We start from the raw sequence: 16586 nt of genomic DNA, 5'->3' as shown, positions 1-16586 counted from the left end.
GCATGCTGTTATATACGATTTACCTGGTGGCGATTGTCGCCGAAGCGATGTCCGGCGCCATCATGGGCATGCGGCGCGGCATGGATTTGTTCGGCATCTGCATGATCGGCACCGTCACGGCGCTCGGTGGCGGCACCGTGCGCGACGTACTGCTGGGGCACTATCCGCTGGGCTGGATCGCGCATCCTGAATACCTGCTGTTTACCATCGGCGCGGCTGTGGTCACGGCCTTTGTCGCGCGCTACCTGCACCATCTGCGCGCCATTTTCCTGCTGGTCGACGGACTGGGCCTGGTGGCGTTTTGCGTGATCGGCTGCGACATCGCCATGTCGGCCAAGATGCATCCGGCCATCGTGGTGCTGGCGGGGATGATCACGGGCGTCTTCGGCGGTCTGCTGCGCGATATCCTGTGCAACCAGATTCCGCTGGTGCTGCAGCGCGAAGTGTATGCCACCGTGGCCCTTTTCACGGGCGCCCTGTATGTCGGCCTGCTGCACTTCAAGGTCGACAGCGCGGTGGCGCAGCTGGCATCCATCGGCGCCGGTTTCCTGTTCCGCTTCCTGGCCCTGCATTTCGAGTGGCGCCTGCCGAATTTCAACGGCGACCGCATACGCGGTTTTGAATAGGGCAGCAACGTCGTCATTATTTTCACGCGTATTTAACCCCTTTTTCCCTGCCGCTGCGTTTCATGCTTGACACCCCAGCCAACCGGAGAAGAAGCGATGTCCAGCGCCCTCAAGATCACATTGATACTGTCCCTGTTGCTGTCGGCAGGCAGCCATGCCGCCGACACGGCCCCAAGGAAAACCCTGGCCCCGTTCGCCAGCGAGCAAGCCTTGAGCAGCTACCTGAAGCAGTTGCAGGCGCGCCAGGCGGCACTGCAGAAGGAGCAGCAGAAACTGCAGCGCGCCACGGCGCAGTATGCATATTCAGCGCAGTACGTGGCGGCGGCGCCGGCCCCTCCCGCGCCGATGGTGGCCAAGGCTGCCCCCGCACCATCAGCAGAAGCTGCGGAATCGGTCACCAATGTGCAGACGGCGGGCGTGGACGAAGGCGGCATCGTCAAAGTGCATGGCAAGCACCTGGTGATGCTGCGGCGCGGCAAGCTGTTCACCGTGCAGGTGGGGGGCAATGCCTTGCAGCCGGTGTCCTCGCTCGATGCGTACGCGCCGGGCAGCGACCCATCGGGCAGCTGGTATGACGAGATGCTGCTCGACGGCGATACGCTGGTGGTGATCGGCTACAGTTACAGCCGTGGTGGCACGGAAATCGGCCTGTTCGACATCGATGCGAACGGCAAGCTGGCCTACCGCGCCACGTATCATTTGCGCTCCAACGATTATTACTCCTCGCGCAATTACGCCAGCCGCCTGATCGGCAGCAAACTGGTGTTCTATTCGCCCTTGTCGCTGAACTTGCGCCGCGGCGATCCGTTTGGCGGCTTTCCCGCGCTGCGCCGCTGGCGCCCCGACGCCGTGCCGTCCGATTTCAAGCGCATCGCGCCGGCCACGCGCATTTACCGCACCGATGAAGAGCCCGAACCGGGTTTTGGTCTGACCCTGCACACGGTCACCGTGTGCGACCTGGCGCAGCGCGACATGCGCTGCGAAGCGACCGCCGTGATGGGGCCGCAGGGCCGCGTGTTTTATGTGTCGGGCGAATCCGTTTTCGTGTGGACCACACGGCGCGGCAGCGACTCGGGCGTGTTCCGCATTCCCCTCGATGGCACGGCGCCCAGCGCATTGAAGGTGGCGGGCGCGCCCGTCGACCAGTTCTCGTTCCTGGAAAGCGATGACGGCCACCTGAACGTGCTGCTGCGCGCCGAAGGCCAGGGCGACGCGATGTGGGATGGCGCGCGCGGGCGCGGCGACATGGCCCTGCTGCGCGTGCCATTGACGTCGTTTTCCGATGGCCGCGACAGCGCGCCCGCCAGCAGCTACCAGCCGCTGCCCGGTGGCGGCGGCTACGCTCTGCAGAACCGCTATGTAGGGCCGTATCTGTTGTACGGCAATCCGGGCAATCCCGGACGCCGCAAGGCGGATCAGGCCTGGCCGCGCCAGCCCCTGTATGCCGTGCGCTGGGCCGATGCGGCCAGCGTGCAAGCCTTGTCCCTGCCGCACGGCGTGGAGCGCATCGAAGCGCTGGGTAATGATGCCGTGGTGATCGGTGCGCAGGGCAAGGATCTGCACTTCAGCAGCATCCGCCTGGGGGCGCAGGCGGCGATTGCCACGCGCTACATCCGCGCCGATGCGGCGCAGGGCGAGTCGCGCAGCCACGGCTTTTTCTACAAGCCGCACACGGCCAGCGAGGGCGTGATCGGCCTGCCCATCCTGGGCGCGGACGAGCGGCCAGGATCGAGCCGGCCGGCCGCCTCCGTCCTGTACCTGCGCAACAGTGGTTTGACATTGACGGAACTCGGTGCGCTGGCCGCGCGTCCCGGTCCAGCACCGGACGATGGCTGCCGCGCGTCCTGCGTGGACTGGTATGGCAATGCGCGCCCGCTGTTCCTGCAGGGACGGGTCTTCGCCCTGCTCGGCTATGAAGTGGTGGAAGGGGCGCTCAGGGATGGACAGATCCGTGAAGTACGCCGCATCAGCTATGCGCCCATTGCGTCCACTGTACGCTGAAGGCGTAGGGAAATTGTCGCTGCCGCGCAGTTCGGCTACACTGCTTCGCATGCCCGATACATTACTCACTGCCACGGATGAAGAACTGATGCTGCGCTACAGCGCCGGCGACCTGCCGTCGTTTCGCGAATTGTACCGGCGCCATAGCCAGGGTCTGTACCGCTTCGTGGCATGGCGCGCGCCGCGCCGCGCGTGGGTCGACGAGATCGTGCAGGATGCGTGGGCCAGCCTGCATGCGGCGCGCACGGGCTACCAGCCGCAGGCGGCTTTCCGCACCTATCTGTACCAGATCGCGCGCAACCGCCTGATCGACCTCCTGCGCCAGCGGGAAGGGCAGGAACAAGGGGAAGCAGGCGAGCCGGCCGACGAGGGTGTATCGCCGCCGCAATCGCTGGAGCAGAAACAGCAGCATGCGCTGCTGCATGCGGCCATCGCGGCGCTGCCGGTGGAACAAAAGGAAGCGCTGGTGCTGCAGCAGTTCAGCAGCATGAGCATCCAGGATATCGCCGTGGTGACGGGGGCGGAAGCGGAAACCGTCAAGAGCCGGCTGCGCTACGCCATGCAGAAGTTGCGCGCGGGCTTGGACAGCGGGGGAGGACAGGCATGAATACGCACGATCAAGATCACGACGAACCGAATGACGAGGAATTGAAGGCGCTGCTGGCCAGCCTGCCGCAGCCCGCGCCTTCCAGCGCGCTTGATGCGGCCATTCTGGCCGACGCGGAAAAAGCCTTGCACCAGCCGGCAGCGGCGAACGACAGCGCCGATGGCGTGCTGCGTACCTTGCCCGTCAAGAAGGCGCCCGACTACCTGCAGCGCTGGCGTATTCCGCTGGGACTGGCGGCGGCCGTGCTGCTGACGGTCAACCTGATCGGCGTCGACTGGTTCGGCTCGAAGCCGGCGCAATTTCCCGTAGTCGGGGAACCGGTCACGCAGGAGGTGATGCAGGCAGCCGCACCGGTCATTGCACCGGCGACTGCACCTGCGACTGAGTTTGCGCCACTACCGCCAGCACCGCGCGCCATGGCCAGGGCGGCACCGAGGCCGCCGGCGCAAGCCGAGCCGGCGCCATCATCCGTACCCGCGCCTGCGCCACCGGCCCCGCCACCTCCCCCGGCAATGCGGGAGGCGATGGAGCGGCAAGCCGCCATGCAGGCCGAATTTAGCCTGCAGCGCCAGGCACCGGTGCAGCGCGCGCTGGCCATGCCCGCTCCCGTCGCGGTAAAGTCGGCGCCGCTGCCACCGCCGGCAAAGCTTGACGCTTCCGTGTGGCTGGTGAAGATCGACGCCTTGTTAAAAGCGGGCGAAACGGCGCTGGCGCAGGAGGAGTGGGCCGCGTTCCGGCAGGCGTATCCCGACTATCCGGTGGCCGAGGAGCTGCGACAGCGGCTGGAAAAAAAGTAGCGCGTTACACGATCCCCTTCCTGCGTTCCCACGCTGCGCTGCCGACGAAAATGGCGCAGCACACCCACATCACGGCCGGCAGGGCGTTCACGCCGACCGATTGCATCAGCACGCCCGTCAGCAGGGGGCCGCCGCCGCTGGTCACGCCCCAGGTAGCGTTGACGATGGCGCTGGCGCTGGTCAGCGACAGTCCCGTAAAGCGCTCGCCGCAGGCCACCAGCGCCAGCATGTAGATGCCGCCCGCCGCCGCGCCCAGCAACAGCAGCAAGGTCCACCACAGCCACGGCGTGCCGACGGCGAACGGCAGCAGCGGCAGCAGCAGGCACACGGCCACGCCGCAGGCCGCGTGGACTTTGGCGCGGCCGAAGCGGTCAGCCATCCATCCCAGCGCGAATTGCAGGCCCGTGTCGCCCACCAGCACCACGGTGGCCGACAGCAGGGCCAGGTCCGTGCCGATGCCGTGCTCCATCGCATACAGCGGCAACAGGCTCAATGCCAGCGTGTCGAACAGGGCAAAGAAGGCGGCGCCCAGCACGATCATCGGCATGCGCGGCAGGATCAAGGTCCACTTCACGCCGTGTTCTTCCGGTTTGCGTTCCGGGCCGCTGTTCGAGATCAGCATCAGGCCCGGCACGGCCAGTAAAAACAGCAGGCCGCAGGCGGCGAAGCTCCAGCTGATCTTGTCGTTGAACAGCGCCACGAGGGCTGGGCCGATCAGCTGGAAGAAGGTAAAACTGGTGGTGTACATGGCCACCACGCGTCCGCGCGAATTGTCGGGCGCCAGGCGGTTGACCCACGCCTCGCCGATGGTAAACAGCACGCCCATGGCGCCGCCGAACAGGAAACGCAGCACGCTCCACGCCAGCAGGTGGTCGGTGAACTGCATGGCGATCGTCGCCAGCGACGCCACCCACACGGCGCCCAGCATGGTGGCGCGCGCGCCGAAGCGTCCCACCCAGCGCGAGACGAATGGCGAGGCGGCCAGGATGCCGAGCGCGCTGACGGCCGTGATCATGCCGATGATGTCCGTGCCCACGCCGCGCTGGTGCAGGGTCAAGGCGGTGAGCGGCATGGTCGCGCCCAGGCCCAGGCCGACCACGCCGATGCTGACCACGAGGGCAAAGAAGTCACGCCATGGCATGTGCTTCATGATTGCCCCCGCAGGGTGGAAAAGGAGTTTCGGCAGGCTGGAAAGCGGTATGGGTGCATGGGAAAGTAAGGGGACTTTGCCGGTGGCGCTGGTGTTTGGCGCCGGACGGGCATATGATGATTTTAGTAAAGGCAATACTGCAAAGCCGTAGTGTAGGCGATGTGTGCCGCCGCTGGCCACGCCCATCAGTGTGGTCGCCTCCACCGGCTCTGCTGTACAGTGTAGCGAGCGGCAGCGCTGTCATGGCGCTGTCATTGGATCGTCACGCCAGCGAGGTAGCACTCTATGCGCCGTCCCATCGTTCTCGTCCCCGCCTGCCAGCGCCAGCTCGGCAGCCACGCCTGGCACATGGCGCAGGACAAATACCTGCACGCCGTGCTGCGCGGCGCCGGTTGCATGCCGCTGCTGTTGCCCGCCTTGGGCCTGGATGCCGACCTGGACGCGGCGCTGCAGATTGCCGATGGCGTCATGCTGACCGGTTCCGCCTCGAACGTCGACGCTCGCCTGTATGGCGAAGACATCCTCCACCCCGACCTGCCGCAAGACCCTGCGCGCGACGCCACCACCTTGCCCCTGATCCGCGCCGCGCTGGCGCGCCAGCTGCCCTTGCTCGCCATCTGCCGCGGCTTCCAGGAAGTCAATGTGGCCCTGGGCGGCGGCCTGCACCAGGCCGTGCATGCGGTGCCGGGCATGATGGAGCATCGGGAGAATGTGCTCGATCCCCTGGCGCGCCAGTACGCGCCCGCGCACCGCATCAAGTTGATGCCGGACGGCCTGCTGTCACGGCTGCTGGGCGGCGAGAGCGAAATGATGGTCAATTCCCTGCATGGCCAGGGCATCGCCCGGCTGGCCGATGGCTTGCTGGTGGAAGCCCTGGCCGACGACGGCCTGGTGGAAGCCTATACGGTGGCCAGCGCCGCCGGTTTTACGCTGGCCGTGCAATGGCACCCGGAATGGCAGGTGGAAGACAATCCGCAGTCGATGCGCCTGTTCGGCGCCTTTGGCCAGGCTTGTCGCGATTACCAGGAACAGCAGCACAGAAAGGCAGGATGACAGGTGCGCCGCAGCACCACCATGCGGCGCTTGATCAGGAAAAGCGCAATACCAGCGAGAGGGAAACATGGCAATACGCGAAAATTTCACCTATACGGATATGGATTTGTGGCTCAATGAAAAGCGCGTCACGGAAATCGAATGCCTGGTCCCCGACTTGACGGGTGTGGCGCGCGGGAAGATCCTGCCGCGCGGGAAATTCACCCAGGAGCGCGGCATGCGCATCCCGGAGGCGGTGCTGGGCATGACCGTGACGGGCAATTACCCGGTCGACGATGGCGGCTATGACCGCGCCATTTCCAGCACCGACCGCGACATGATCTTGAAAGCCGATCCCACCACCATCACCATGGTGCCATGGGCTACAGATCCCACCGCGCAAGTCATCCACGACTGCTATTTTTCCGATGGCGCGCTGGTCGATTTTGCTCCCAGATCTGTGCTGCGGCGCGTGCTGAAACTGTATGCGGACAAGGGCTGGAAGCCCGTGGTGGCGCCGGAGCTGGAGTTCTACCTGACGGCGAAAAACACGGACCCCGACTTGCCGCTGAAGCCGCCCATCGGCCGCAGCGGCCGGGCCGAGACCAGCCGCCAGGTGTACAGCATCGACGCCGTCAATGAATTCGACCCGCTGTTCGAGGATATCTACGATTACTGCGAACTGATGAACCTGGACGTCGACACCCTGATCCACGAAATCGGCGCCGGGCAGATGGAAATCAACTTCCTGCACGGCGACCCGCTGGGCCTGGCCGACAAGGTCTTCTTCTTCAAGCGCACGCTGCGCGAAGCGGCCTTGAAGCACGATATGTACGCGACCTTCATGGCCAAGCCCATGGCCGGCGAGCCGGGGTCCGCCATGCATGTGCACCAGAGCGTCGTCGACGCGAAGACGGGCTTGAATATCTTCAGCAACGACGATGGTTCGGCCGCGCCCATCTTCAAGCATTACATCGCGGGGCTGCAGCGCTACATGCCATCGGCCATGGCCATCGTCGCGCCCTACGTGAATTCCTACCGCCGCATCGTGCGCCATACGGCCGCGCCCATCAACATCCAGTGGGGACTGGACAACCGCACCGTGGGTTTCCGCGTGCCCGAATCGGGCGTGCAGGACCGCCGCGTGGAAAACCGCATCATCGGCGCCGATGCGAATCCCTATCTGGCGCTGGCCGTCACACTGGCCTGCGGCTACCTCGGCATGACGGAGCAGCTGGAAGCGACGCCGATGATGGTGGGCAGCGCCTACGACATGAAGTTCGAGCTGCCGCAAGGCTTGCCCGAAGCCCTGCAACTGCTGCGCGCGGAAGACAAGCTGCGCACGGTGCTGGGCGAGCGCTTCATCGACGTGTATGCGGCCATCAAGGACCTGGAGCACCAGGAATTCATGACCGTCATCAGCCCGTGGGAGCGCGAACATCTTCTGCTCCACGTTTAAGAAAGGATCGCAATGAGTACAACAAACAATCCGCTGGCGCCGAGCGCCGCTTTTGTCTCCTCCGTGGCGCAAAGGAATGCGGCGCCGCAGGTCTACGACACGGCCGCCATCCAGAAAATGGATACGGCCCATTACCTGCATCCATTCACCGATTTCCAGGACCTGGCAAGCAAGGGCGCCAGGGTGATCGTGCGCGGCGATGGCGTCTACCTGTGGGATAGCCAGGGCAAGAAAATCGTCGACGGCATGTCGGGCCTGTGGTGCGTCAATGTGGGCTATGGCCGCACCTCGATCTCGCAAGCCGTCTACCGGCAGATGGAAACGCTGCCGTTCTATAACAGCTTCTTTGGCACGACCAATGTGCCGGCCGCGCAGCTGGCGGCCAAGCTGGCGCAAATATCGCCGCCGCAGTTCCAGCACGTGTTTTTCACCAGCTCCGGCTCCGAGGGTAACGACACGAACCTGCGCATGGTGCGCCGCTACTGGGATATCCTCGGCTACCAGGAACGCCATACCGTCATCAGCCGCCACAACGCGTATCACGGCAGCACGGTGGCGGGAGCGTCGCTGGGCGGAATGGACGGCATGCATGCGCAGGGCGGCTTGCCCATTCCCGGCATCGCGCATATCGGCCAGCCCAATTACCTGGAAGCGGGGCATGGCTTGACACCGGAAGCCTTCGGTTTGAAGGCGGCGGGCTGGCTGGAAGACAAAATCCTCGAGATCGGCGCCGACAAGGTGGCCGCCTTCATCGGCGAGCCGGTGCAGGGCGCGGGCGGCGTCATCATCCCTCCAAGTACCTACTGGCCCGAGATTCAGCGCATCTGCGACAAGTACGGCATTTTGCTGATCGCCGATGAAGTCATCTGCGGCTTCGGCCGCCTGGGGCGCTGGTTCGGCTCCGAACTGTTCGGCATCAAGCCCGACCTGATCACGTTTGCCAAGGGCGTCACCTCGGGCTATGTGCCGCTGGGCGGCGTGCTGGTGGGGGATCGGGTGGCCAAGGTGCTGATCGAGCAGGGCGGCGAATTCACGCATGGTTTCACGTATTCCGGACACCCCGTGGCCTGCGCGGCCGCACTGGAAAATATCCGCATCATCGAGGACGAGCAGCTGGTAGCGAAGGTGGCCGAGGATACGGGACCGTACCTGCAGCAGTGCTTCGCCAGCCTGGGCGAGCATCCGCTGGTGGGCTACGCGGACAGCTGCGGCCTGGTCGCGGGCCTGAACCTGGTGCGCAAGAAGGGCGCCACCGTGCACGAGAACGAGCTGTTCGACGAGGACCAGGGCGTGGGCATGATTTGCCGCGGCCACATGTTCGACAACGGCGTTATCATGCGCGCCGTGGGCGAGCGCATGATCGTCGCCCCACCCCTGGTCATGATGCGCGCGCAGATCGATGAAATGGTGGCGTTGATACGCGTGTGCCTGGACAAGACGTATGCGGATGTGAAAGCGAAGGGCTGGGTGTAGGTTCTGGCTGAACCCAAACGCAAGGGCCGGGGGCGTACCCTCAGGGTACGACCCCGGGGTTTGCTCTTGGGTTGGTGTCAGTTTTTCACCCAAATAGACGCTAACTCAAGTTTTTTTGGACCAGAATCGCGGCAGTTCCGCTAAACTTCCATCTTGGCCGCTCCTGTAGCGGCCAGTTTTTCCTTTTGACACCCTCTTACCCAAAGCACCCACATGACGATAGCAACACCTGCCGCGTCGGCCAGCGACGCCCCAGCGCCTTTCTTACTGATTGATCAGCTGGTCAAGGAATTCGATGGCGTGCGCGCCGTCAATGATATTTCCGTGACGATCAACCAGGGCGAGATCTTCGCCCTGCTCGGTAGTTCAGGTTGCGGCAAGTCGACCCTGCTGCGCATGCTGGCTGGCTTCGAGACGCCGACCTCGGGCCGCATCGCGCTGGCGGGCAACAGCATCATCGATGTGCCACCGCACCAGCGTCCCATCAACATGATGTTCCAGTCGTATGCGCTGTTCCCGCACCTGTCCGTGTGGGACAACATCGCCTTCGGCCTGCGCCGCGACGGCTTGCCGAAAGTGGAAGTGGCGGCGCGGGTCGAACAGATGCTGGCGCTGGTGCAGCTGGGCCAATACGCGAAGCGCAAGCCGCACCAGCTGTCGGGTGGGCAGCAGCAGCGCGTGGCGCTGGCGCGCAGCCTGGCCAAGCGGCCGCAGTTGCTGCTGCTCGACGAGCCGCTGGGCGCGCTGGATAAAAAACTGCGCGAACGCACGCAGATGGAACTGGTCAACATCATCGAGCAGGTGGGCGTCACCTGCGTGATGGTCACGCACGACCAGGACGAGGCCATGAGCATGGCCACGCGCATCGCCGTCATGAGCGAAGGGCGCATCCTGCAGGTGGGCGCACCGGGCGAAATCTATGAAACGCCGAACTGCCGCTTCGTCGCCGATTTCATCGGCAGCGTCAATCTGTTCGACGGGCGCATCACGCAAGACGAGCCCGATCACGTGGTGATCGCCACGCCCGATGGCGAGCACTATGTTTCGCATGGCATCACGGGTAACCTGGGCATGGATGTCTCGGTGGCCGTACGCCCCGAAAAAATCGGCATCCAGATCGCGCCGCCCGCTTTGGAAGAACGGGCGTCGCCGGCCGAACACGGTTATAACTGCGCGCAGGGCGTGATCGTCGCCATGGCGTATTTTGGCAATGAAACCAGCTACCACGTGCGCCTCGACAGCGGCACGGTGGTGAAAGTCTCGCGCACCAACGCGGCCCGCCACGACGCCGCGCGCCTGGAGCGCGAACAGCGCGTGTGGGTGTGGTGGGATGGCGCCGACATCGTCGTGTTGACCAGCTGAGGCCCGTGATGACTTCCCTCCTGCAATCGCTGCGCAGCCTGGTTACCCTGCGTTGGGTCACCGGGCGCAACGCCGTCATCGCCGTGCCGTCGCTGTTCCTCGCTGCCGCCTTTCTGGTGCCCTTTCTGATCGTGCTGCGCATCAGCCTGTCCGACATGGACACGGCGGGCAGCCCGTTCGGCGGCTTGCTGTCGTACGTCGATGGCATCGTCGTGCTGAAGGTGAAAATCGCCAATTACCTGTTTATCGCCGCCGATGAACTGTACCTGCTCACCTACCTCAGTTCCATCAAGTACGCGGCGATTACCACGGCCATCTGTCTGTTCGTCGGCTACCCGTTCGCCTACTTCATGGCGCGCGCCAGACCGTCGATCCGGCCCGTGCTGATGCTGCTGGTGATGCTGCCGTTCTGGACCTCCTTCCTGCTGCGCGTGTATGCGTGGAAGGGCATTCTGGCCAACCATGGCTTGCTCAACGACCTGCTGATCGCCCTGGGCATCGTGCAGGAACCGCTGCACATGATGAATACCTCATTCTCGCTGGTGGTCGGCATGGTGTACGCCTACCTGCCGTTCATGATTTTGCCCCTGTATGCGAATCTGGTGAAAATGGACGTGCGCTACCTGGAAGCGGCGGCCGACCTGGGCGCCACGCCTTTGCAGGCGTTCTGGCGCATCACCGTGCCGCTGTCGAAATCGGGCATCATCGCCGGCGCCATGCTGGTGTTCATCCCGTCCGTGGGTGAATACGTGATTCCCGAACTGCTGGGTGGCCCGGAAACGCTGATGATCGGCCGCGTGCTGTGGGATGAGTATTTCACGAATAACGACTGGGCCATGGCGTCTTCGGTGACGGTGCTGGTGGTCTTGCTGATCCTCGTGCCGATGGCTATTTTTAACAAATACAAGACGGACCAGGACGCGGAGGAGCGCACATGAACGGACGTAATTTCCTGCAGCGCTGGTTCGGGCGCGGCTGGCTTTCGCTCGGCTATCTGTTCCTCTACCTGCCCATCATCGTGCTGATTGTCTTTTCGTTCAACAGCTCGCGCCAGGACATGGTGTGGAGCGGCTTTTCGCTGCGCTGGTACAGCGAGTTGATGAGCGATACGCAGATCATCTCGGGTTTCGGTCTGTCGCTGAAGATCGCCTTCATGTCGGCCACGTCTTCCGTCATTCTCGGCACCTTCGCCGCCTTTGCGCTGACCAATTACCAGCGCTTCCGCGGCCGCACCTTGTTCTCGTCCATGGTCAGCGCGCCCTTGGTGATGCCGGAAGTGATCATCGGCCTCTCCTTGCTGCTGATGCTGGTGTCCATGCAAAAGGTCTTTGGCTTTCCCGAGCGGGGCGTGCTGACGATGTGGTTCGGTCACACCCTGCTGGGCATGGCGTATGCGGCCGTGGTGGTGCAGTCGCGCCTGCAGGAGATGAGTAAATCGCTGTCCGAAGCGGCGATGGACCTGGGCTGCCGCGCGCACCAGGTATTCTTCCTCGTGACCCTGCCGAACATCACGCAGGCGCTGGCCTCAGCCTGGCTGCTGACGTTTACCCTGTCGCTCGACGATGTGGTGCTGTCGGCCTTTTTGTCCGGCCCCGGTTCGACGACCATGCCGCTGGTGATCTTCTCGCGCGCGCGCCTGGGGCTCGATCCGCGTGTGAATGCCATCGCCGCGCTGACGATTCTGGTGGTGACGCTCGCCGTGATCGTGTATGCCGTGCTGCTGGCGCGCGCCGACCGGCAGCGCCGCAAGCAACTGTCTGCGGCCTATCTGGCAGACCAGGAGTAAGCTGCTCTTACACTGACACAGGAGATGACCATGACGGGAAACACCAGCTGGCATGCACGGGCCGCAGCGCTCGCGATCGATGGACGCGCCTTCCTCAACGGCGAGCGGGTCGGAGCGAGGTCAGGCCAGACTTTCGACAATCTGTCGCCCATCGACGGGCGCCTGCTGGGGCAGGTGGCCCGCTGCGATGGCGGCGACGTGGACGCGGCCGTGCTGGCCGCGCGCGCCGCCTTCGAGGATCGCCGCTGGGCAGGCAAGTCGCCCGCGCAGCGCAAGCGGATATTGATCAAGTTCGCCGACCTGGTGCAGCAATACGGTCCCGAGCTGGCCCTGCTGGAAACGCTGGACATGGGCAAACCGATCAAGTACAGCCAGAGCGTGGACGTGGGCGCCACGGCCAATTGCCTGCGCTGGTATGGCGAGGCGATCGACAAGGTCTACGATGAAATCGCCCCGACCCCTGCCAACAGCCTGGCCCTGATCACGCGCGAACCGGTCGGCGTCGTCGCCGCCATCGTGCCGTGGAATTACCCGATGATCATGGCCGCCTGGAAGATCGCGCCGGCCCTCGCGGCCGGCAACAGCGTGATATTGAAACCGTCGGAAAAATCGCCGCTGACGGCGCTGCGCCTGGCCGACATCGCGGTGGAGGCGGGCGTGCCGGCGGGCGTCTTCAACGTGCTGCCAGGCTACGGCCATGAGGCCGGCGCCGCGCTGGCGCTGCACATGGATGTCGATTGCATCGGCTTTACGGGCTCCACGCGCACAGGGAAATTGATCGTGCAGATGGCGGGCCAGTCGAACCTGAAGCGGGCGTGGACGGAACTGGGCGGCAAGTCCGCCAACATCGTCTGCGCCGATTGCCCGGACCTCGACAAGGCCGTGGCGGCGGCCGTCGGTTCCATCTTCTTCAACCAGGGCGAAAGCTGCAACGCGCCATCGCGCCTGTTCGTGGAAGAATCGATCAAGGAAGAATTCCTGGCCAAGGCGCTGGCCATGCTGCCCCGCTTCCAGCCTGGCGATCCGCTCGACGACGCCACCGTCATGGGGGCGATTGTCGACGCCACGCAGATGAATACGGTCATGGGCTATATCGCGGCGGGCAAGAACGAAGGCGCGCAGCTGCTCGGTGGCGGCGAGGCCGTGCGTCTTGATACGGGTGGCTATTACGTGCAGCCGACCGTGTTTGGCGGCGTGGAGGCCGGCATGACGATCGCGCGCGAAGAGATCTTCGGCCCCGTGCTGTCCGTGCTGGGCTTTACGGATATCGCCGACGCCATCCAACAGGCCAACGCCACGCCGTACGGCTTGCAGGCTGCCGTGTGGACCTCCGACATCACCAAGGCCATCCAGACGGCGCGCGCCCTGCGCGCGGGCACCGTGCACGTCAACCAGTACGACGGCGACGACATTACCGTGCCGTTCGGCGGCTACAAGCAGTCGGGCAACGGGCGCGACAAGTCATTGCACGCGCTGGACAAGTACACGGAGCTGAAGACGACGTGGATACAGGTGGGGTAATTTCTATAAGGGTACTTAAAAGGGCTAATTAAGGGTGTTGATAGCTTGAAATAGTTCTTTTAGGTGCCATTAAATTTTTCATGGCGCTACACTTGTTAAAATTTGGATCGTATAAGTGCTAATTTAGGGATAAACTAAACACAATTAGCTACTATAAGATCCAGTGGAGCCGCCATGCAATGCCATTTTCAAATTTTTCATGATGATGCGTGGCACGATTGCGCATCGCTGACTTTGCTTGAGCCTGCAGGCGGCAATCCGCGCACCGCTGCCCTGTTCGAGTATGACCTCGATTATGCCTTCTTCAAGCTTGAGAGCGGACCTGTCTCGCTGCGTTTTCCCGTCACGGCAGAGATGCAGAAGCTGGCGCAATGGCCAGCCTTTCTCTTTGACCTGATTCCCCAGGGAAGCGGACGGCAATATCTGCTTGGGCAGCTGCAACTGGCCGATGGTCCTGCTGCCGATTTTCCGCTGGCGTGTGCTGGCGCATTCAATCCCGTCGGGCGCGTGCGCATCGCCGAGGCCGTGCAGTACTACGCACAACATATGCATCGCCATGACAAGGGCAAGCCGCTGACCGGCTTTTCACTGGACGAGATCATAGGCCGCGGCGATGCCTTCAATGAGCGCATGCTGATGCATGGCATGCTGGCCGCCGGCAGTCTGGGGGTGCAAGGAGCGGCGCCGAAATATCTGCTGACCACGGACCATGCCGGTCTCTGGCATGCCGATGGCGCCCTGGCGGACCAGGACGCGGCTGCCCATTTCATCGTCAAGCGTCCGCGCGGAAAGACCGCCAGCGACGCCAAGGTATTGAGAAATGAAGCCGCATACATGACTGTGGCACGCGCGGTGGGCTTGCGCACCGAAGGCCGGCTGCGCTACCAGGACGATACCTTGTTCATTCCCCGTTTTGACCGCCGCATCCGGGATGGAAAAGTGCTGCGGCTGCATCAGGAAAGCGCCGCTTCGCTGGCAGGTATTGTTGGCTTTGAAGCCACGCCCAGCCAGTTCGACCTATTGCAGGCGCTGCGCGCCGTCGTCAGCGACAAGACTGCGGAAACCATCGAATTTCTCAAACGCGATATCTTGAACCTGGCCATGCGCAATACCGACAATCACGCACGCAATACGGCGGTGCAGCAAATTGGTGCCGAGGTGCGCCTCACTCCGCTGTTCGATTTTGCGCCGATGTACCTGGACCCGGATGGCATACCACGCGCGGCGCGCTGGTATCACCCGGATACCAAAAACGAGCTGCATGACTGGACGACGATACTGGCCACGATCGGCATGCAGGACGTGGAGCGCCAGCAGATCCGCCTCGCGCTATACGGATTTTCCCGGCACCTGGTTGCGCTGGAACAGCATATGCAGGAGGCCGGCGTGGATGATGACATCATTGCTTTCCTCCGGCCACATATCGCCGGGCAGATCGAACAGCTCAAGGCATTGGGAGAGCACTGACATGGCGCGTACGAAAAAGACCGTTGACAAGGAAGAGTTGCGGCAGCGCAGGGTAGTGCTTTACGCAGCCATTGAAGCAGGCGCCGTCACGCTGCAGCACGCCGTCAAGGAAATGCGCGCCATCTCGCGCCTGACGCAGGCCCAATTTGCGGAACACCGAGGGGTCAGCCTGAAAACCATCAAGGAGATCGAGAGCGGCAAAGGCAATCCGACCATTCAGACGCTGAACCGTATCGGGCAGTTCTTTGGACTGGAGGTGGCGTTTGTACGCACAGAAACGCTGCGCGAAAAAAAAATCGCCCCGGCGAGTGCCGGGGCGATATCGCCTGAATAGGTTAGATCAGAAGATCAGAAGCAGTGTTCCAGCGCCGGGAAGCTGCCATCCTTGACGGCCTTGACATAGCCGGTGACGGCGTCGTCGATGCTGGCCGCGCCTTCCATGAAGTTGCGCACGAAGCGCGCCTTGCGGCCTGGGAACACGCCCAGCATGTCGTGCATGACGAGCACCTGGCCCGAGCAGTCGGGACCGGCGCCGATGCCGATGGTGGGGATGGTCAGCATGTCGGTCACTTCCTTGCCCAGCTGCGACGGCATGGCTTCCATCAGCACGATGGCGGCGCCCGCGTTTTGCAGCGCCAGCGCGTCGTTCTTCAGCTCAGTGGCGCTTTCCGTGCTCTTGCCCTGCACCTTGTAGCCGCCCAGCTGATGCACCGATTGCGGCGTCAGGCCGATGTGGGCGCAGATGGGGATGCCGCGCTGCGTGAGGAAACGGACGGTCTCGGCCAGCCAGGCGCCGCCTTCGATCTTGATCATGTGCGCGCCTGCCTGCATCAGGATGACGGCGTTGGCATACGCTGTTTCGGGCGTGCCATACGCGCCGAACGGCAGGTCGGACATGATCATGGCCGACCTGGCGCCGCGCGCCACGGAAGCCGTGTGGTAAGCCAGTTCGGCCACGGTGACGGGCAGGGTGGAGTTGTGGCCGTTGCAGACCATGCCGAGCGAATCGCCGATCAGCAGGATCTCCACGCCGCAGCGGTCCATCAGCGACGCGAAGCTGGCGTCATAGCAGGTCAGCATGGTGATCTTTTCGCGGGCGGCGCGCAGCGTGGCCAGGGTGTGGATGGTCACGGCCTTGTTGGCGACAGGCTTGGATGGCGCCGGCGCCGGTGTGGCGGCCTTGTCTTTTGCGGCCAGATCTGTTCCTTGCAAATAAGCGGACATAGGTATTCTCTAGAGTGAAAGGGGGGTGATGCTATTGCGACGCCGTTAGTGTAGTACTTTATATGGCGGCGTGCAGGGGCG

The 16586-nt window shown here is 63.6% G+C and carries 16 protein-coding genes; 13 read left to right on the top strand and 3 right to left on the bottom strand.

Features of this window, described 5'->3' with window-relative positions; genetic code table 11:
* Positions 1-2: 2 nt before the first annotated feature.
* From FJQ89_RS15910 to FJQ89_RS15895, 4 genes are all read left to right on the top strand, one after another.
* Positions 3-626 carry a trimeric intracellular cation channel family protein gene (locus FJQ89_RS15910; protein WP_099761968.1) on the top strand — a complete coding sequence of 208 codons (624 nt, stop codon included), beginning with the start codon at positions 3-5 and terminating at the stop codon, positions 624-626.
* Positions 627-722: 96 nt separating this feature from the next.
* Entirely contained in the window at positions 723-2627 is a 1905-nt protein-coding gene (locus FJQ89_RS15905) for a beta-propeller domain-containing protein (protein WP_141170877.1), read from the top strand.
* Between the two features lie 49 nt (positions 2628-2676).
* Positions 2677-3234 (top strand): sigma-70 family RNA polymerase sigma factor, encoded by a 558-nt coding sequence (locus FJQ89_RS15900; protein WP_243136077.1) that lies wholly within the window; start codon positions 2677-2679, stop codon positions 3232-3234.
* Positions 3231-4031, top strand: a complete 801-nt coding sequence (locus FJQ89_RS15895) for a hypothetical protein (protein WP_141170876.1) — start codon at positions 3231-3233, stop codon at positions 4029-4031. The genes FJQ89_RS15900 and FJQ89_RS15895 overlap by 4 nt, the downstream gene beginning before the upstream one ends.
* Positions 4032-4035: 4 nt before the next feature.
* Here the strand turns inward: FJQ89_RS15895 and FJQ89_RS15890 are convergent, their stop codons facing one another.
* Complete coding sequence (locus tag FJQ89_RS15890; RefSeq protein WP_141170875.1) at positions 4036-5181, bottom strand: MFS transporter; 1146 nt, start codon at positions 5179-5181, stop codon at positions 4036-4038.
* A gap of 285 nt (positions 5182-5466) precedes the next feature.
* Here FJQ89_RS15890 and FJQ89_RS15885 point away from each other — a divergent pair, with 285 nt between their 5' ends.
* The 7 genes from FJQ89_RS15885 to FJQ89_RS15855 all read left to right on the top strand — a co-directional run bounded on the left by FJQ89_RS15885 (position 5467) and on the right by FJQ89_RS15855 (position 13814).
* A complete protein-coding gene (locus tag FJQ89_RS15885; protein WP_141170874.1) occupies positions 5467-6234 on the top strand; it encodes a gamma-glutamyl-gamma-aminobutyrate hydrolase family protein in 768 nt (255 codons plus the stop codon).
* A gap of 67 nt (positions 6235-6301) precedes the next feature.
* Positions 6302-7672, top strand: a complete 1371-nt coding sequence (locus FJQ89_RS15880) for a glutamine synthetase family protein (RefSeq protein WP_071075305.1) — start codon at positions 6302-6304, stop codon at positions 7670-7672.
* Between the two features lie 12 nt (positions 7673-7684).
* Complete coding sequence (locus tag FJQ89_RS15875) at positions 7685-9145, top strand: aspartate aminotransferase family protein (RefSeq protein ID WP_141170873.1); 1461 nt, start codon at positions 7685-7687, stop codon at positions 9143-9145.
* A gap of 213 nt (positions 9146-9358) precedes the next feature.
* Positions 9359-10507, top strand: a complete 1149-nt coding sequence (locus FJQ89_RS15870; RefSeq protein ID WP_141170872.1) for an ABC transporter ATP-binding protein — start codon at positions 9359-9361, stop codon at positions 10505-10507.
* Between the two features lie 8 nt (positions 10508-10515).
* Positions 10516-11445: an ABC transporter permease subunit gene (locus tag FJQ89_RS15865; RefSeq protein WP_141172839.1), complete on the top strand. Its 930-nt coding sequence runs from the start codon at positions 10516-10518 to the stop codon at positions 11443-11445.
* Positions 11442-12293, top strand: a complete 852-nt coding sequence (locus FJQ89_RS15860; RefSeq protein ID WP_141170871.1) for an ABC transporter permease — start codon at positions 11442-11444, stop codon at positions 12291-12293. Before FJQ89_RS15865 ends, FJQ89_RS15860 begins: the two co-directional genes overlap by 4 nt.
* Before the next feature lie 30 nt (positions 12294-12323).
* A complete protein-coding gene (locus FJQ89_RS15855; RefSeq protein WP_141170870.1) occupies positions 12324-13814 on the top strand; it encodes an aldehyde dehydrogenase in 1491 nt (496 codons plus the stop codon).
* A gap of 144 nt (positions 13815-13958) precedes the next feature.
* On the opposite strand, the gene FJQ89_RS28480 is transcribed toward FJQ89_RS15855, so the two are convergent.
* The gene (locus FJQ89_RS28480; protein ID WP_243136076.1) at positions 13959-14360 is read right to left on the bottom strand and encodes a hypothetical protein; all 402 of its coding nucleotides are present in this window, start codon (positions 14358-14360) and stop codon (positions 13959-13961) included.
* Here FJQ89_RS28480 and FJQ89_RS15850 point away from each other — a divergent pair.
* Positions 14322-15281, top strand: coding sequence for a type II toxin-antitoxin system HipA family toxin (locus tag FJQ89_RS15850; protein WP_243136075.1), 960 nt, complete (start codon positions 14322-14324; stop codon positions 15279-15281). The genes FJQ89_RS28480 and FJQ89_RS15850 overlap by 39 nt on opposite strands.
* Position 15282: 1 nt before the next feature.
* A complete protein-coding gene (locus FJQ89_RS15845; RefSeq protein ID WP_141170868.1) occupies positions 15283-15615 on the top strand; it encodes a helix-turn-helix transcriptional regulator in 333 nt (110 codons plus the stop codon).
* Positions 15616-15629: 14 nt separating this feature from the next.
* On the opposite strand, the gene panB is transcribed toward FJQ89_RS15845, so the two are convergent.
* Positions 15630-16505 carry a 3-methyl-2-oxobutanoate hydroxymethyltransferase gene (gene panB / locus FJQ89_RS15840; RefSeq protein ID WP_243136074.1) on the bottom strand — a complete coding sequence of 292 codons (876 nt, stop codon included), beginning with the start codon at positions 16503-16505 and terminating at the stop codon, positions 15630-15632.
* Between the last annotated feature and the right edge of the window lie 81 nt (positions 16506-16586).

The organism is Janthinobacterium tructae (genome assembly GCF_006517255.1).
GTDB classification, from domain to species: Bacteria; Pseudomonadota; Gammaproteobacteria; order Burkholderiales; family Burkholderiaceae_D; genus Janthinobacterium; species Janthinobacterium tructae.
The sequence above is the reverse complement of the archived record's forward strand: the minus strand, read 5'-3'. Positions and strand labels throughout refer to the sequence as shown.

Excerpts from the sequence above, each read along its gene's own strand:
- FJQ89_RS15870 (WP_141170872.1), top strand. The coding sequence starts at position 9,359 with ATGACGATAGCAACACCTGCCGCGTCGGCCAGCGACGCCCCAGCGCCT.
- FJQ89_RS28480 (WP_243136076.1), bottom strand. The coding sequence starts at position 14,360 with ATGTTGTGCGTAGTACTGCACGGCCTCGGCGATGCGCACGCGCCCGAC.
- FJQ89_RS15895 (WP_141170876.1), top strand. The coding sequence starts at position 3,231 with ATGAATACGCACGATCAAGATCACGACGAACCGAATGACGAGGAATTG.
- FJQ89_RS15900 (WP_243136077.1), top strand. The coding sequence starts at position 2,677 with ATGCCCGATACATTACTCACTGCCACGGATGAAGAACTGATGCTGCGC.
- panB (WP_243136074.1), bottom strand. The coding sequence starts at position 16,505 with ATGTCCGCTTATTTGCAAGGAACAGATCTGGCCGCAAAAGACAAGGCC.
- FJQ89_RS15885 (WP_141170874.1), top strand. The coding sequence starts at position 5,467 with ATGCGCCGTCCCATCGTTCTCGTCCCCGCCTGCCAGCGCCAGCTCGGC.
- FJQ89_RS15855 (WP_141170870.1), top strand. The coding sequence starts at position 12,324 with ATGACGGGAAACACCAGCTGGCATGCACGGGCCGCAGCGCTCGCGATC.
- FJQ89_RS15905 (WP_141170877.1), top strand. The coding sequence starts at position 723 with ATGTCCAGCGCCCTCAAGATCACATTGATACTGTCCCTGTTGCTGTCG.
- FJQ89_RS15865 (WP_141172839.1), top strand. The coding sequence starts at position 10,516 with ATGACTTCCCTCCTGCAATCGCTGCGCAGCCTGGTTACCCTGCGTTGG.
- FJQ89_RS15880 (WP_071075305.1), top strand. The coding sequence starts at position 6,302 with ATGGCAATACGCGAAAATTTCACCTATACGGATATGGATTTGTGGCTC.
- FJQ89_RS15910 (WP_099761968.1), top strand. The coding sequence starts at position 3 with ATGCTGTTATATACGATTTACCTGGTGGCGATTGTCGCCGAAGCGATG.
- FJQ89_RS15860 (WP_141170871.1), top strand. The coding sequence starts at position 11,442 with ATGAACGGACGTAATTTCCTGCAGCGCTGGTTCGGGCGCGGCTGGCTT.
- FJQ89_RS15845 (WP_141170868.1), top strand. The coding sequence starts at position 15,283 with ATGGCGCGTACGAAAAAGACCGTTGACAAGGAAGAGTTGCGGCAGCGC.
- FJQ89_RS15875 (WP_141170873.1), top strand. The coding sequence starts at position 7,685 with ATGAGTACAACAAACAATCCGCTGGCGCCGAGCGCCGCTTTTGTCTCC.
- FJQ89_RS15890 (WP_141170875.1), bottom strand. The coding sequence starts at position 5,181 with ATGAAGCACATGCCATGGCGTGACTTCTTTGCCCTCGTGGTCAGCATC.